Annotated in this window: 14 protein-coding genes and 1 other annotated feature; of the genes, 3 read left to right on the forward strand and 11 right to left on the reverse strand. The window is 37.6% G+C overall.

What is annotated here, in order from left to right; genetic code table 11:
- Window positions 1–93 precede the first annotated feature (93 nt).
- Window positions 94–2,151: a peptidoglycan D,D-transpeptidase FtsI family protein gene (locus tag PPA04_RS02805; protein ID WP_057783158.1), complete on the reverse strand. Its 2,058-nt coding sequence runs from the start codon at window positions 2,149–2,151 to the stop codon at window positions 94–96.
- 133 nt (window positions 2,152–2,284) lie between these two features.
- Between PPA04_RS02805 and PPA04_RS02810 the strand changes: the two genes are divergently transcribed.
- On the forward strand, window positions 2,285–4,951 hold the full coding sequence (locus PPA04_RS02810) for a YfhO family protein (protein ID WP_057783156.1): 2,667 nt from the start codon (window positions 2,285–2,287) through the stop codon (window positions 4,949–4,951).
- Window positions 4,952–5,231: 280 nt separating this feature from the next.
- Here PPA04_RS02810 and greA read toward each other — a convergent pair whose 3' ends face one another.
- From greA to PPA04_RS02850, 8 genes are all read right to left on the reverse strand, one after another.
- Window positions 5,232–5,714, reverse strand: coding sequence for a transcription elongation factor GreA (gene greA / locus PPA04_RS02815; protein WP_057783154.1), 483 nt, complete (start codon window positions 5,712–5,714; stop codon window positions 5,232–5,234).
- A gap of 77 nt (window positions 5,715–5,791) precedes the next feature.
- Window positions 5,792–6,451, reverse strand: coding sequence for a uridine kinase (gene udk, locus PPA04_RS02820; RefSeq protein ID WP_057783151.1), 660 nt, complete (start codon window positions 6,449–6,451; stop codon window positions 5,792–5,794).
- 17 nt (window positions 6,452–6,468) lie between these two features.
- A complete protein-coding gene (gene mltG / locus PPA04_RS02825; protein WP_436976126.1) occupies window positions 6,469–7,605 on the reverse strand; it encodes an endolytic transglycosylase MltG in 1,137 nt (378 codons plus the stop codon).
- Between the two features lie 102 nt (window positions 7,606–7,707).
- On the reverse strand, window positions 7,708–10,131 hold the full coding sequence (pheT, locus tag PPA04_RS02830; RefSeq protein ID WP_057783145.1) for a phenylalanine--tRNA ligase subunit beta: 2,424 nt from the start codon (window positions 10,129–10,131) through the stop codon (window positions 7,708–7,710).
- Window positions 10,132–10,139: 8 nt separating this feature from the next.
- The gene (pheS, locus tag PPA04_RS02835; protein ID WP_057783143.1) at window positions 10,140–11,186 is read right to left on the reverse strand and encodes a phenylalanine--tRNA ligase subunit alpha; all 1,047 of its coding nucleotides are present in this window, start codon (window positions 11,184–11,186) and stop codon (window positions 10,140–10,142) included.
- Window positions 11,187–11,236: 50 nt separating this feature from the next.
- Window positions 11,237–11,447, reverse strand: a binding site (T-box leader).
- 43 nt (window positions 11,448–11,490) lie between these two features.
- Window positions 11,491–11,841, reverse strand: coding sequence for a winged helix-turn-helix transcriptional regulator (locus PPA04_RS02840; RefSeq protein ID WP_057783141.1), 351 nt, complete (start codon window positions 11,839–11,841; stop codon window positions 11,491–11,493).
- A gap of 22 nt (window positions 11,842–11,863) precedes the next feature.
- Window positions 11,864–12,373, reverse strand: coding sequence for an HD domain-containing protein (locus PPA04_RS02845; protein ID WP_057783139.1), 510 nt, complete (start codon window positions 12,371–12,373; stop codon window positions 11,864–11,866).
- A 120-nt stretch (window positions 12,374–12,493) separates the two neighbouring features.
- Window positions 12,494–13,270: a TrmH family RNA methyltransferase gene (locus tag PPA04_RS02850; protein ID WP_057783137.1), complete on the reverse strand. Its 777-nt coding sequence runs from the start codon at window positions 13,268–13,270 to the stop codon at window positions 12,494–12,496.
- A gap of 95 nt (window positions 13,271–13,365) precedes the next feature.
- Here PPA04_RS02850 and PPA04_RS02855 point away from each other — a divergent pair, with 95 nt between their 5' ends.
- Both PPA04_RS02855 and yidC read left to right on the forward strand, forming a co-directional pair.
- Window positions 13,366–13,638: an acylphosphatase gene (locus PPA04_RS02855; RefSeq protein WP_057783135.1), complete on the forward strand. Its 273-nt coding sequence runs from the start codon at window positions 13,366–13,368 to the stop codon at window positions 13,636–13,638.
- A gap of 73 nt (window positions 13,639–13,711) precedes the next feature.
- Window positions 13,712–14,635, forward strand: a complete 924-nt coding sequence (yidC, locus tag PPA04_RS02860) for a membrane protein insertase YidC (protein WP_057783133.1) — start codon at window positions 13,712–13,714, stop codon at window positions 14,633–14,635.
- A 46-nt stretch (window positions 14,636–14,681) separates the two neighbouring features.
- Here the strand turns inward: yidC and PPA04_RS02865 are convergent, their stop codons facing one another.
- Together PPA04_RS02865 and PPA04_RS02870 are read right to left on the reverse strand one after the other, a co-directional pair.
- Entirely contained in the window at window positions 14,682–16,220 is a 1,539-nt protein-coding gene (locus PPA04_RS02865) for a HAMP domain-containing sensor histidine kinase (protein ID WP_373295131.1), read from the reverse strand.
- Entirely contained in the window at window positions 16,217–16,903 is a 687-nt protein-coding gene (locus PPA04_RS02870) for a response regulator transcription factor (RefSeq protein ID WP_057783130.1), read from the reverse strand. The genes PPA04_RS02865 and PPA04_RS02870 overlap by 4 nt, the downstream gene beginning before the upstream one ends.
- Window positions 16,904–16,999 lie beyond the last annotated feature (96 nt).

The raw sequence follows: 16,999 nt of genomic DNA on the forward strand, positions 1-16,999 counted from the left end.
TTTTCTACTAAAACTTTACACTAACTCAAAGATTCCCCCAAAACCGCTTAATCAAACAGCCTATTGACTTATAACCAATTGTCAAAATCTAATTTATTTGGAACTACTCTTTGTTGTTGAAGTACTTTCAACCATCTTCCAATAGGCTGCATAGACCTTCTTAGCAAGGGCAATATTATTGCTCTCAGCACTTTCTCCTAAACCTGGCATTGCAATTGCCACAACTACTTTTGGATTTTTTGATGGTGCATAAGAAGCCAAACTTAGTGTGACGGTCGTTTTACCATTTGTAGTTGTTTCGGCTGTACCTGTCTTTGCAGAAATCTCAGGACTAATACTTGCCAGCGAACCACCAGTTTTATAGGTATTTTTTCCGTGGACAACTTTATATAAGCCATCAGTAACAACTTTCTTTTCAGCAGCTGTATCATCAATGTAATTTAACGTCTTTGGTTCAATCGTTTCCTCAACTGTTCCCAAACCACCTTTAGAATTTGTGCCTCTAACTTGAGAAACAACATGCGGCGCCAAACGATATCCGCCATTTGCAATGGTAGACATATATTGTGCAACTTGAATTGTGGTATAAGCATCGTAGTTTCCAAAAGATAAATCTAGCGCTTTACCTATATTGCTTTCACCACTTGGTCCTTGATATCCAGATGATTCCCCTGGAATATCAATTCCTGTGTAAGTACCTAAACCAAATTGTTCAAAATAACCCCGCATTTTTGTAAAAATACTTGATTTCATCCCTAATAAACTTGTTCCTGAAGAATAATTAAAGCCAGCTTCTTTCATTGCCAACTGCATCATGTACGAGTTAGAAGATACTTCTAGCGCTGTTGAAGCCGTTACCTTCATGTTGGCGCTCCCTGTTTTATTAAACCACGATGCCTTTGCACTCGTACCAGCAAGTTTAATTGGCTGATCAGTTAAAGTGCTATTCGTTGGTGTAATTACACCGTCCATCAAGGCGCCAGACACCATAGCACCCTTGACAACGGACCCCATGACGATTGGCTCATTGATCGTTCCCAGCGCATTATTTGTCAGCTTTCCTGTACTTGTATTACGATCAGCACCAGCTAAAGCAATAACCGCTCCAGTATTTGGATTCATGACAACCGCGTATGCGCCAGTTGACTTTCCACCAGCACTTGATGTGGCTGAGCGAACATACTGTTGAATCTTTTGCTGAAAAGCAGCATTGATAGAAAGAACAAGATTATCACCCTTTTTACCAGCATATTGTTTAACTTCTTTTTTAATCGTGCTGTTTCCGCTAACTTCGACTCGTGTTTGCAATTTGGTTCCTTTCAGAATAGAATCATATTCTTTTTCCAAATAGCTCTGGCCGACACTATCGTTACGCGAATAGCCCTGCGCCAAGAGAATGTTCACCTCGTCACTTGGCAAACCAACCTTAGCACTCGAAACCGTTCCGGCAATACTCTTAATCGAACTTCCTTGTGGATAATCACGAGACCAGCTGGTTCCCACTTTAACCCCAGGTAGTTCTGATAAATGTTCACCAATTTCTGCAACTTCCTTAGTAGAAACACCGGATTCTTTCAGATAAACCGTTGATAATTCATAGGCACCATTCATGAGACTAAAAATTTTGGCCGCGTTTTGTTCTGTTTTTGTTAAATTGACAGTCTTTTTAACCTTCTCAACCGCTAAATTATAAAGGGCTTTGCTTCCATAATCACTGTGATTCTTTATACTATTTTCTACTTTTTTTAAATTAGAAGTTTTGGCCAAATAGTAATCCGCTTCATCTTGAGCGGAAAGTGTCGAGGTTGAGACCTTCATATACCGGCCTAATCGATTAGCTGTCTTTCTCAATGTTGAGGATAAAACATTAACCCCCTTGGTATATTGAATAGCTTGGTGCGATTTATTTCCCACCAGAACTTTTCCGGTTGAGTCATAAATTTCACCTCGTTGCACATTGCTAGTTTCGACTGTAGTATCAGTTCGATCAACATCCGCCACATATTTGGATCCATTAAAGATCTGCAAATAGGCAAGTCGCCCAATTAAGGTGACTAGCAGAATAACAACAATAATAAAAATGAGATTGAGCCGAAATGGTAGTTCTGATTTCGTTTTACGAATTTTAGATGATTCTTTATTTGATTTCAAAATCTTAAGCTCCTTCACGCTACTTCATCATTCTAACAAAAAAATCAAACTGCTTCTATAACTTGTTCACATTTTTAGATTATCTTAGTCAATGTGGTATGCTAAGAAAAGTAATTGCGAAAAGAGGAATATGATGCAAAGAACTAGTCTCAAACACACCAAACACCTTGTTAACTCACATAAACAGCAACTTCTAGTTAGTTTTTTAATTCCGCTAATTTTGATGGCTGGTTATTTTATTTATCGGAAAATGGCGCCATTTGGCTCAAGCAGTTTATTAACTGTTGACCTAGGTCAGCAATATGTTGACCTCTTTGCCTATTTCCGTCACACGATTCTCCATGACCCAACTGCTTTTTTCTATTCTTTTTCAAAAGCAATTGGTGGAGACATGACGGGAACGTGGGCCTATTATTTAATGAGCCCATTTAACCTCATCTTGCTATTTTTCCCAGGGAAAACCATCACAACTGGAATTTTTATTATTACCATCTTAAAATACGCATTTGCCGGTCTTACTTTTGCAATTTTGCTTCAAGGAATGTATCCAAAAGTTTCTTGGCTTGTGCCCGGATTGTCAACTGCCTATGCCTTAATGGGATTCAGCATTGCCAATCAACTAAACTTGATTTGGCTGGATGCCCCCATCCTTTTACCTTTAATTATTTTAGGAATTGAACAAATTTTTAAAACGGGTAAAATTCGTTGGTTTGTTTTGTGGTTATCGCTAATGTTAATCATTAACTACTATATGGCATACATGATATGTATTTTTAGTGTCTTATATTTTGCCTTTGCTAGCGCACAACATTATACCTCATTTAAAACGACCTTCACAGCTTTGAAACGATTTGTGGGTGGCGCCCTCCTCTCGGGTGGTTTCGCTTCTTGGATATTGATGCCTACCTTTTACATCTTGACACAAAGCAAGGTCCAGTACACTGAAACAAGTGTGAAGTTTAAATTTGAGTACTTTCCATTTAAAATGCTCAGTAAATTATTACCCGGAACCTTCAATTTTGAACAGATGCCAAGTGGTTTACCAAACATTTTTGTAGGCGCCTTTTGTTTAATTGGTTTCGCGCTCTATTTTACAAATCACAACTTAAAACTACGGGAACGAATTACTTCGGGAATCATTACGTTATTCCTGCTTTTGTCGCTTTGTTTTCAGCCTTTAGATCTGTTTTGGCATGCCATGCAATTTCCATGGTGGTATCCATACCGTTTTAGTTTTCTTGTTTGTTTCTGGATTATCTTTTTAGCAGCCAGATACTTATTCTCGAAACCAACATTTAGTGATCGTAGCCTAATCATCACAAGCCTTATCTTCTTAAGCGGTTTAGTTTACCTCTACTTGAATTTATCTAGTTTCAAAAAATATGTCGATCAAAATAATTTCTTAATTGGCTGCTTATTCGTTGCACTAGGGTTACTGGCCTTTGTGCTTCTTCGACAAAGGCCTAAGTCTGGCTGGTTAATCACCGTTTTAATTGTGCTAGATGTCTTCGTTAACGCTTGTTTATCATTAAATAACTTATCATATGTTTCTCAATCTGAATTTGGTAACTATACAACAGAAATTGATAAAACAACCAGCAAAATTCAAAACAAAGACTCAGGCTTCTATCGGATCGGGACAACCTATATGCGAACTAAAGACGATTCGATGCAGGCCGCATATAATGGTGGTTCTCACTTTAGTTCAACCTTTGAAACTCAAATTCCAAACTTTATGCAAAAAATTGGTCAACCAGATGGAGATGGTTTTGTCACGTACTCCAACGGAACTTTGATTACGGACAGCTTGCTAGGAATGAAATACTGGTCTAAAAATATTGAATCGACTCTCCCCGGTTCATCAGCAGCTTCAACAACTGATCCAACTTTACCGGCACTAACTTATCGACCAGATTTATCTGCCTATAAATTAGTTGGCCAAGACAGTTTGACCCAAACGTATAAAAACCCATACGCCTTGTCTGTTGGCTTTGGTGCCTCAAGTTTGGTGAAAAACTTTGATGGAAGCAAGTTAGATACCATTCAGTATCAGTCACAACTTTACAGTACACTAGCTGGCCACACAAGTTCTAAACTTTTCACTTCAGAAAACTTTAATGAAGTTATTTTCCAGAATATTAATCAAACGACTAAGTTGACTGGTAGTGTTTTGAAGAAAAACAGTTTATCAAAACCCGGAATTGTAACTTTTAAGTTTACCCCAAAAACAAACGGTGCGTATTATCTTACGTTTGGTCAGGATTTAAATCCGGATAATGCAACCTTTACAATCAATGGAAAGTCACTCACTCAGTATTCGCCTTATCGGAATACAGTAGTGGTCAACTTTGCAAATCATAGTAAAGGGAAAACCGTGACTTTGAAAATTCAACTCAAAAAAATGAGTTTATGGCTTGAAAATTTCACTTTATATCACTTAAATCAAACGAAATTTACCAAGATTCAAAAAACGTTGAGCACATCCCCATTAAAGGTTACACAACACAACAGCCACCAAATTAAGGGAAAAATTACGGTGACTAAGAAAAATGATTTCTTAATGACAACCGTTCCTTATGGAAAAGGCTGGCATGCAACGGTGGATGGTAAATCAGCTAAGGTTATCAAAATTGCTAAGACATTCTGTGGTATTCAATTGACCCCCGGTACGCATAAAATTGTACTTACTTACTGGCCACCTTATCTCTTTACCGGTCTCATTGTGACTTTAGTAGCGTTGCTCATTGTCCTTTGTTATCTCTGGTTAAATAAGCGGCGACTTAGGCAAACAAAAGAATAGGTTGAAATTCTATAAAAGAACTTATCAAAAGTGATTAAAGGCTTTGGTAAGTTTCTTTTTTGCTAAAAATTTGTGACCAAAATAAAAAGAGACCTGACAAAATCAGTTTTTGTTAGGTCTCTTTATTTATTATTTCTAATATTATTTCTAATATTATTTCTAAAATATGAAAAAAGGCGAATTTTTCCACTTAGCCACGGTTAACAAATAATCCAAAGTACGGACCATTCACAAATCTTGGCTAAGTTCAGAACTACCCGCCTTTTCCTCTCACTTTTGCTTATTCAGCTTTGACACTCAAAATTTCGACGTTCATATCGCCACCTGGAGTTGCAATCACAACTTGGTCGCCCACTTTGTGATCTAACAAGGCCTTAGCAATTGGTGAGTCATTGGAAATCTTGCCAGACATTGGATCAGCCTCAGCAGCCCCCACAATTGTATAAGCTTCTGGTTCTTCATCAGGTAATTCTTTGAATTCAACAGTTTTTCCTAAAGACACAACATCTTTAGCAACTGCATTATTATCAATAATTTCTGCATTTTGAAGCATATGTTCAATCGTACTGATTCGACTTTCAACCATACTTTGTTCATCTTTAGCAGATTCATATTCTGAATTTTCTGACAAATCACCAAAACCACGGGCAATCTTAATTCGTTCAATTACCTCTGGACGAGTTTTTGTCTTTTTTTCATTCAACTCATCTTCTAATTTTTTTCTTCCCGCTTCAGTCATCGGATATGTTTTTTCATTTGCCACTTTTTAGACACCTCTTATTTATGATGAAAATATAACGATTTACAGCGTACCATGAAGTAAACGGCTTGTAAATAGACTTACTCACGAAAAATGCCATCTCTGCCATCTTGAGAAAGAATATCTTTAATTTTCGTCGTCAACAAATCAATTGCCACTGTGTTTTGACCACCTTCTGGGACAATAATATCAGCATAGCGCTTGGTTGGTTCCACAAACTGATGAAACATAGGCTTAACGGTTGCTAAATATTGGGTAATCACTGAATCTAACGTCCGTTCCCGTTCTTTGATATCCCGTTCAATACGGCGGATAATACGAATATCATCATCCGTATCTACATAAACTTTAATATCCATCAAATCACGGAGTCTTTGATCATCAAGGATAAGAATTCCTTCTAAAATAATCACATCGCGAGGCTCTTGATGCACCGTTTTGGTACTCCGTGTTAATTTTGTGTAATCATAGACCGGTTTTTCAATTGCTTCGTAGTTCAACAACTGTTTTAATTGCTTAATTAATAAATCAGTATCAAACGCCAACGGGTGATCATAATTTACAGCCGTCCGTTCCTCCATGGACATGTCGGCTTGATCCTTATAGTAAGAATCTTGTTGGAGCGTCATAATTGAATGACCAGATAGATTTTGATAGATTTTTCGACTGACAGTAGTTTTCCCACTACCAGATCCGCCAGTCACACCAATTAAAATGGGTCGTTTGTCATTTGTATTCATGAATTACTCCTCATCCGTTATTTATTACTTGGATCCTGACTGGCTGCATTTGCCAAATGTTCATCGTACGTTTTTGAAAAGTAAATTTTTCCGGTTTTTAAATTAGCAACAAAATATAAATAATCCTTACTGCGGTCCTTAGGGTGCAAAACGGCTAAAACCGATTTTTCACTAGGATTATTAACTGGTCCTGGACCATAACCCTTATGAAGCCGCAAATTGTAAAGTGACTTATCTTTTAAATCAGTTGTTGTTAAATCAGAACCAAAGCTTTTCTTAACCGCATAATAAACAGAAACATCAGATTGTAATGGCATCTTAATCGCTAGACGATTCAAAAAAACACCAGCAATCTTTTGTCGATCAGAAGTTGTATTTCCTTCACGTTCAACTAAGGCAGCCAAAGAAAGAACTTCTTGCACTGTCATTTTTTGCTTTTTAATTTTTGCATAGTAGGGCTTTAATACATCGTTTTCCTTAGCCACCATTTGGGTGACAACGGACTTCAAGGTAGTCTTCTTTCCCAAAGAATAAGTAGCTGGGTAAAGATATCCTTCAAGTCGGTAACGCACGTTAGAAGCCTTCATAGCTGATCCTAACAAATCGGGATACTTCTTATATAGACTATTGATAAAGTCTTTGTCATTCATTAACGCAATAAATTGCTTTTGCGTAAAATTAGACGATTTTTCAATCGTACTACCAACTTCATCAATTGTTTCTCCCTCTTTAATCAAGACATATTTACCAAGTAAAACTGGTGTCGCACTGCCGCCTTTTTGTAATTTTTTGGCAATTTTATTTAAAGTCATCGATGGTTTTAAGACGTAATAGCCAGCTTTAAAATTAGTTATGTTATGAGATTTAACATAGTAACTAAACACTGCACCACTTTTAACGACTTTTTTTTCTTGTAAGATTGAACCAATTTGACGTGTCGAAGATCCTTCTGGTACGTTAATCTGGATTTGTTGCTTACTATCTGGATTTAGTGGCTCCAGAGCGCCTGAAAAATAATGATAAACAATAAATCCAGTTGCTACGATGACAACGGCTAATACAATAGTGACCCACCTAATAATTGAGTGCCCTTGTGTTTGTTTTCTTTGTCTAGTCGTTTTGTCTTGCCCATTTTGATCTTGATTATTCAAGATTTTTTCCTCCGTTCCTAAAACATTATCTGTAATTATACTAAAAATGAGTTTACTCTGCCGATTTTTTTAATCAGCTATCAAGTTCTATAACTTTCAAAGAGACTATCGAATTTCAATCTCAAATGCTGCTTTTAATGCCGCAATTGCTTGTTCAAATTCTTTATTAACCTCATCTTCCGTTAAGGTGTTATGTTTATCTCGATACGTTAAAGTATAAGCAACAGATTTTTTGTTTTCTGGAATGTGTTTTCCTGAATAAACATCAAATAGTTGAATCTGTTCTAAATGGTGATTGGATTTTTCTCTTAAGGTAGCTTCAATTTCTGTATTTGAAACCTCTTTATCAATTACTAAGGCAACGTCCCGAGTAATTGCTGGATATTTAGAAATTGGCTCATAATGTTGAATCTTCTTTGGTGCATCCAAGATTGCCTGTAAATTAAGTTCAAAGACATAGGTTTCAGGAATCTTAAATTCTTTTTCCAATTGTGGATGAACTTGACCAATAAAACCAATAACCTGATCTCCTAAATAAATATCAGCCGTTCTTCCTGGATGCATTTCTGGACGATCCTGATTAGCAACATAACTTACAGATTTTTCAAAGTTCATGTCATGTAAAAGTAACGACACAATCCCCTTTAACTGATAAAAATCAACGGGAACTTCTTTTCCATACCAACTCTTAGAAATCATGGAACCGGTAATTGCACCCGCCAAATGTTCAACTTCGCTAGGGCGATCCACGCCAGCCGTACGATAAAAGACACGTCCTTGTTCATATAAGGCAACGTTAGCTACCTTACGAGCAACGTTATAAGCCACATCATCCAACAAACCACTGATTAAATTCATTCGTAAAACAGCATGATCCTGACTCATTGGAAAATCAAGCTTCGTTTCTTCACTTTCCTGCATCATGAACATTTTTGCTTTCTGAACAGTTGTTAAACCGTAGCTCATGGCTTGATTTAAGCCGCTACCTTGCAAAAGCTCACGGATCCCACGAATAGCCTGCTGACTAGTTGTTAACCGACCAATTGTGGTTGGACCAGTTGGTAACGTTGAGGGTAAGTTGTCATAACCATAAATTCGCGCAATTTCTTCCAAAATGTCAGCCGGAATATGAATATCCCACCGTCGAGCCGGAACGGTCACCTTGAAGACTTCATCAGAAACCTGAACATTAAACTGTAATCGGTGAAGAACATTTGTCACTTCATCAACATTAAGTGCGGTTCCCAAAACATGATTAATTCGCGTCAAATCAAGCGTAACTTCCACACTTTGGGGATTAGGATCAACTGGTGAAAGATGATTTTTAACCGCTTTTCCTTCTCCAAATTGAGCAGTTAACTGAAGTGCTTCATTCAACGCATCTGTAACAGTCGCAGGATTAATACCCCGTTCAAATCGCATTGAAGCTTCACTGTGGAGCACATGATGACGTGCAGTTTTACGAATTTTAATGGAATCAAAAATTGCTGATTCAATGACAATGGTCTTTGTTTCATCAGTAATTTCCGTTGCTAAGCCACCCATAACACCGGCCATTGCAATGTTTTTATCTCCATCTTTAATCATTAAATCTTGGCTACGCAGTTCTCGCTTCTCACCATCTAAAGTGACAAACTTTGTTCCTTGCGCTGAATAGCCAACACGGATTTCTTTAGTATTTAATTTATCATAATCAAATGCATGTAAGGGTTGCCCATATTTCAACATAACATAGTTGGTAACATCAACCACGTTATTAATCGGACGAATTCCAGCTGTCATTAAACGCACTTGAAGCCAAAATGGACTTGGCATAATCTTTACATTTTTAACGATTCCCATTTGATAGGCCTGAACATCATCTGGTGCATCAATTTTAATGTCCAACAAATCTTTAATGTCCGTTGTTTCGTCGATAGTTTCAAGTTTACGATGATGAATAACCGGCTTTTTGTTATAAATCGCCCCGATTTCATAGGCGTTGCCATCCATGCTAAATAAGTCACCACGATTAGGTGTAACTGAAGTGTCAATCACATTGTCATCCATGCCCAGATATTCATAAACGGGTTCCCCAGGTTTAACATGGCTATCCTCAGGAAAAACATAAATACCATTGACATAGTCCTTAGGCACGACTTTTTCCTCAAAGCCAATTTCTTGTAGTGCACAAATCATTCCATTTGATTGTTGTCCACGCATTTTGCTACGTTTAATTTTGACATTATCCTTGATTCGAGCCCCATGCATAGCCACAATGACATATTGACCTTTTGCAACATTTGGAGCACCACAAACGATTTGAATGGGCTCATCTTCCCCAACATCTACCTGACAAATATTCAAATGGTCAGAATCTGGATGCGGCTGTACGTCAAGTGTATAACCCACAATAATTTTTTTAAGGCCGTCAGCAGCACGTGTAACTTCATCCACTTCAACTGCAGTCCGTTCAATCTTTTCCGCCAATACTTTCGGATCAACATCGAGATCAAAATATTCTTTTAACCAGTTATAAGAAACTTTCATTTTTATTGTTATCCTTTCTTTGAAAACTGTGATAAGAAACGGACATCATTTTGATAGAAGTTCCGAATATCATCAACACCATAACGTAACATCGCAAACCGATCGGGACCAAGGCCAAATGCATAACCACCGTACACCTCAGGATCAACACCAGCCATTCTTAACACATTTGGATGAACCATTCCGGCTCCTAACACTTCAATCCAACCAGTTTGCTTACATACTGAACAGCCCTTACCCATACAATTAAAACAAGTTACGTCAGCTTCTACAGAAGGTTCCGTAAATGGAAAATAACTAGGACGTAAGCGGACTTCAAAACGGTCACCAAAAAGTTCTTTTGCCAGAGTTTCCAAAGTTCCCTTTAAATCGCCCATTGTAATGTGTTTATCGATCACAAGTCCCTCAACTTGATGGAATTGATGGGAATGGGTGGCGTCATCAGTATCACGACGATAAACAACACCTGGTGAAATCATTTTTAATGGGCCTTTAGAAAAATCATGTTTTTCCATCGTCCGTGCCTGGACTGGCGAAGTTTGACTACGCATCAAAATTTCGTCAGTTATGTAAAAAGTATCCTGCATGTCACGAGCGGGATGATCCTTAGGCAAATTCAACATTTCGAAGTTATATTTATCAGTTTCAACCTCTGGACCCTGAACCACTTGATAACCCATCCCTAAGAACAAGTCTTCAATATTATCAATAATTTGTTGAATCACATGTGGTTGCCCTTGCAAAACGGGTTTTCCAGGTAATGTGACATCGATTTTTTCATTTTCTAATTTTTTAGCAATTACTGCTTTTTCCAGTTCAGCCCGTTTTTCTTCAATAGCTGCTGTAATATTATCCCTCACTCGGTTAGACAGTTCACCAACTTTAGGACGTTCAGTCTTGGGAATGTCACGCATCCCCCGTAAAATTTCAGTCAAAGGACCCTTTTTACCCAATACATTGACTCGAATGGCATCTAAGCCTTTAAGACCATCTGTACGTGAAATCTCATGTAAAGATTTCTTTTTTAATTCTTCTAACTGTTCATGTAATCCCATAACCTGACCTCCTAATTTTTTAAAAAAATGCACAAAAAAACTCGCCTCCAAAAAGGGACGAGTTATCGCGTTACCACCCTGGTTCACTAACAAAATAGGTTAGCACACTTGGCATCAATAACGGCGACTTACCGATTCATTCTTTCAAATAAATAACTCCGAAGTGAATTCACCAGCCTTAGTTTGGATATCTGCTTTCAGTCTAAGGCAGATACTTCCTTTCAAACATCACTAGCTACTATTCTTCCTCATAGTTTTTCCGACTTAAATATTAGATTAAAATTGCATGATAGTCAACAACTTTTTACTTTTCAGTTGCGTACCAACAATCTGCAAATTCATGAACCGCATTCATAACTGGACGCAAGGCTTCCCCCTTTTGAGTGAGCTGATATTCAATCAAAGATGAATTTGGATGAGTTAATCGATTCACAATTCCCTCAGTCTCCAAATTTTTTAGTCGTTCTACCAATACACGATCACTACACTTAGGCACATTGTGTGCTAAATCCTTGAATCGTTGTGAACCTTCATTTAATAAAACTTCGATAATTAATCCGTTCCATTTTTGACCGAGGACGGAAAATGTCCGGCTAAACTTTGGACATAGTGAAAAATTGTCGACTGGCTCGTAAACCTTTAGTGCTTCTGACATTGCTCTTCCTCCTTATAACTCTTTATTTCTCAGAAGAAATCCGTTGTTGCATTTTATTCAACATAAACCGGGCTTTCTTGTGAACATGTCCTAAATACTCTTGTGTGGCCGCATAATCATCAACTACCGAGACAATAATACTTTCTCTGTACTTGGGAAACGCAAGTGTTGCGCCCCACATATGTTTAAGAATAATATCCTTTTCCATTGGTGTTAATGGTGTCAATTTTTCAGCATTACGCAAAGCCACTCGTGGATGAATGTACGCATGTGATCCCAAATCAAATTTAGTGGTACGCCAGTCATAATAAAACAAATCATGTAATAATCCAGCTCTAGCCACTGCACGATCATTTAAATGCCATTTTTTGGCAATCAAATAGCTTTGATAGGATACTGAAATAGAATGCTGCAACCGCGTGTAATTATGATGTTGTGTAAACTGGTCTAATTTTTGGACTTCTTTAGTGTTTAATAAATCTGAAACGATCTCAAGATAATCCTGATCCTGTTCCCAAGCATTTATTTTCATTAAATACTTCCTTTTTTATATTAAATTTAGTAGTTAACTAATTTTGAATTACCAATATAATACCTACTTTTGCGCTAAAAAGCAAAGGAAACACTAACCAAATATAAAATGTAACAAAAACTAAATATCTTTCAAAGAAAACATCAAAATTCCAGCCGCAACAGCCACGTTTAAAGACTCAGCTTTTCCTTTGATTGGGATGTATAAATTAGCAGTTGTTTGGGTCAATAACTCTGGTGACATCCCATTTCCTTCATTACCCATGATCAAAGCAAAATCATCCGCTTTTTCAATAGTTTGGTAGTTTTTAGCTTGCGGATTTAGTTCTGTTCCATAAACCGGAATTTTCGCCTGTTTAAAGCTTTGAGTCCATTCATCAAGGTTGCCCAGTACTAGCCGAATATGAAACTGACTTCCCTGCATAGCACGTTGCACTTTTGGATTGAATACATCAGCCGTCCCTTTACCAAACACAACTCCCGCAAAATCGGCTGCATCTGCTGTTCGAACCATTGTCCCGATATTACCTGGGTCTTGAATGTTATCTAAAAATAGCCAGGATCCCTTTTCATCAGGAATTGGATCTTGAATTTGCCGCTGCTTGTTAGGGATTTGGACAACGGCAAAAATACCCTGCGTCGTCACAGTATCACTCAAACGATCCGCAACTTTGTCTGAAACGATCACTAACTTATCTTCGGGAATGTCAAAACTAATGGCATCCAACTCTTCTTGCGTACTGACAATATAATCTGTAATTGCATCACTTTGTAAAACCTCGGTGACTAAATGACGGCCTTCAATTAAATATAAGCCCGTCTTTTTACGTCCCTTTTTGGTTTTTAACTTTTCCCATTCTTTAACTCGATTGTTCTGTGTTGATAAAATTGTTTCCATAATTTATCTCCTTATTTAATGTTAGTATACCATATTATTTCTTTTGCATGAGAAATGCTAAAATGGAGATAACACATTTGAAAGGAAGATGATTTATGAAATCAGTTACAATTCAAGTTTTTGGTCGTGTTCAAGGAGTCGGCTTTCGTTATTTAACCAAAATGGTTGCCGATAAACTAAATATTAAGGGTACCGTAGCTAATCGCAATGATGGTTCTGTTTTTATTGAGGCTGAAGGTGAAAACGATCACTTAAATGAATTCATTAATGCAGTAAAAATGTCTCCATCTCCCAGTGGCCATGTTGAAAAAACCACCATTACGGAACAAACGCTTCAAAATTTCACTGATTTTCGGGTTACATACTAAACAACCATTGAAAAACCAACGATTATAACGTATAGTAGCGATTGTCAGTTTAATTTGAAAGGGAATGTATTAATTGAAGAAAATAAAACACCTGGGCACGCTCACAGCTATTGCTAGTTTAGCGTTGCTATTGACCGGATGCGTTCAACGAACAAAGTCAGGAAAACCGTATGGCATTATCTACGATTATTTAGCCGTTCCAACGCAACACATCATGAACTGGATTGCTAGCCTGCTTGGTGGTAGTTATGGTTGGGCAATTATTGCCGTAACTTTCATCATTCGAATGGTTCTCCTTCCAATGATGATTGAACAGTCACGTAAAGCAACTGTCCAACAGGAAAAAATGGCTTATGTGAAACCACAAATGACTGCCATTCAGAAACGTCAAAAAGAAGCCACTACAAACGAAGAAAAGGCAGCTGTCAGTCAACAAATGATGTCTCTTTATCGCGACAATGGCATCAGTATGACTGGTGGAATGGGCTGCTTACCAATTCTGATCCAATTTCCAATTTTTGCTGCCCTGTATGCCGCAATTCAATATTCACCAGAATTAGCCAGTGGTACAGGAAGCTTATTTATGGGATTCAGCCTTGGTAAACCTAATTTAATTCTTGCTGGCCTTTCCTTTATCGTTTATCTATTGCAAGGTTGGTTAGGAACTTTAGGAATCCCCGCAGATCAGAAAAAATCGATGATGTCGATGATGATTGTTAGTCCGTTAATGATTTTCTTCATCTCATTTAGAGCTCCTGCCGGTTTAGGCCTATACTTCTTTGTTGGTGGAATCTTTGCATGTATTCAGACCTTAATTATTTATCTATATCGGCCAAGAATTCGTGCCTCAGTTGAAGCAGAAATGAAGAAGAACCCACCAAAAGTGGTAGTTCCACCAGCACCAGTCACACCTGCTCAGCCAAAAACAACAACGATTGCACAAGAACATGACGAGAATCGAAAACGAAATGCTGGCAAACAGCAGCATCATAAATAAATGCAAATCGAAAAAAGGATTGGAAATTTAATTTTCCAATCCTTTTTTAATCCCCTAAATCATGATCAGGTGATTTATCATCGTCATCATCACTAGGTTCATCTTTGACAATCGGTAATGTAATTCTAAAAATGGAACCATACCCAACTGAGCTTTCAAGCGAAATTTTTCCATGATATCCTTCTACCAGCCGTTGAGCAATTGATAAACCTAAACCATTGCCTCCCTTGTCCCGACTTCGAGCTTTATCTACACGATAGAATCTATTAAAAACTTTTTTAACATCTTCTTCAGAAATACCCTCACCAAAGTCTTGAATCGCAATTTGAATGGTTCGAGCATCTTCGGCCGCCGAAATATGAATCTCTTTTCGTTTAGTTGAATACTTAACCGCATTATCTAGTAGGATAATTAAAACTTGTTCCAAATGATTCCGATAAATCTGGACAATTGGATTTGAATACACATCACTATCTAGAGTAAATGTAAATTCAGGATGAATCATCTTAAAATCATTAAATACTTGATTAACTACCTTCATCACAGGAGTCTTTTCCTTTGAAAAATGGATTTCCAATTGATCAGCTCTTGTTAAGTCCAACATTTCTTGAACTAGGCTTTGCATGCGCTTCGTTTCATCCAAAGAAGCCTGCAGAGACTCATTTAAAATCTTCGGGTCATCTTTACCCCATCGATTTAGCATCTCCATATGGCCCTGAATAACGGCTACAGGCGTTCGGAGTTCATGGGATACGTCTTCAACAAACTGATGCTGTTGATCAATATATCGCTGCATACGATCTAGCATATCATTAAAAACAATTGCTAAATCTGATAACTCATCATTTCGTTCAAGATCAGGAATTCGTAATTCAGTTTGAGGATCCTCTGTGACTTGCTTCATGGTATTGTTCATCACATTAATTGGCCGTAATAAATAAGTAGCCAGTAAGTATCCAAAAAGCGAAATTAACGCAAAAGCAATGATCGTTAACAAAATAATAATCCAGATTACTTTTTGCTGTGTGCGTTTCACGCTGGTTAGCGTATCCACAACCTGAATGTACCCAATTAACTTACCTTTACTATTTTTAATGGGTGCCCTACCTATCAACCCATCAAAATTGTCTTCTTTCTCCCTTGCAATTGTTCGTTTACTTGGAACCACAAATTTCTCTGAACTTCGCCGTGTAGCAAAGACTTGCTCTCCTTTTAAATCATAAACGGAAACCACGATATCGCGGCGAGCAAGGTTAGTTAACAATTGATTGCTGTATGGTTGTTCACTTTGCTCAGAATTACCTGCCGCACTGTCAGGTCGTAAATACTTACCCACGGTAATCCCATCAATTTTGGAAACTTTCTGTAAACGGGAATCAACAGAATTAATGGTTGTGTTAACTTGCTCTCGCTCTTGATTCAACATCACTTGTGAAATACTATTAAAGACAAAAAATGAAAATACGAAAAAGATAAGGAGAACGCCAACTCCTGTTCCAATCGCCCATTTCCATTTCAAAGATATTCTTCGTTTAGCTAAACCGGTTTGCATATATGGTTGTTGTTTTGTTTGCGCTTGGCTCACGATCGCATCACGTACCCTGTTCCTCTAACTGTCTGAATGTAAGACTGCTCACCCGGACGATCAATCTTATTCCGTAAATAACGAACATAAACATCGACAACATTCGTTTCAACTTCATTATCAATGCCCCAAACCTCGTCTAAAAGTGCATCCCGAGATTGGACAACGTTAATGTTTTCCATTAATAACAATAAGAGTTGATATTCACGTTTTGTCAAATTAATAATTTTGCCGTCACGACGGGCAACCTGATTTTCCTTTTCAATCGTAATATCACGATAGGTTACAGTTGTTTGCTGAAAGGCTTTTTGTTCACTTTCAATATCAATTCGACGTAGTAACGCGCGTAAACGTGCTAACAGTTCTTCAATTGCAAATGGTTTAACAATATAATCATCCGCACCATGATCTAATCCAGAAACACGGTCAATCACTGAATCTCTGGCAGTCATCATAATAATTGGTGTTGTTTTTGCTTCCCGAACTCGTCGGCAAACTTCAATCCCGTTTAACTCCGGTAACATTAAATCTAGCAAAATGGCATCAAAATTCTTATTTAGTGCTGCTTCTAAACCTGTTCGTCCGTTAAATTGAACTTCTGTTTCATAACCTTCATGTTGAAGCTCTAGTTCAACAAACCGCGATAAACTTTTTTCATCTTCAATAATTAATATCCGACTCATTCTCCCACTCCTAGTTGTTAAAAGTTAAAATTATCTTAATCGTGCTAAATTCATACAAGACAAAGTTTAACATTAAAATGAGATTTTGCCTAGAAG

Origin of the sequence: Pediococcus parvulus, assembly GCF_007990205.1 — a bacterium.
In the GTDB taxonomy this organism is placed as follows: domain Bacteria; phylum Bacillota; class Bacilli; order Lactobacillales; family Lactobacillaceae; genus Pediococcus; species Pediococcus parvulus.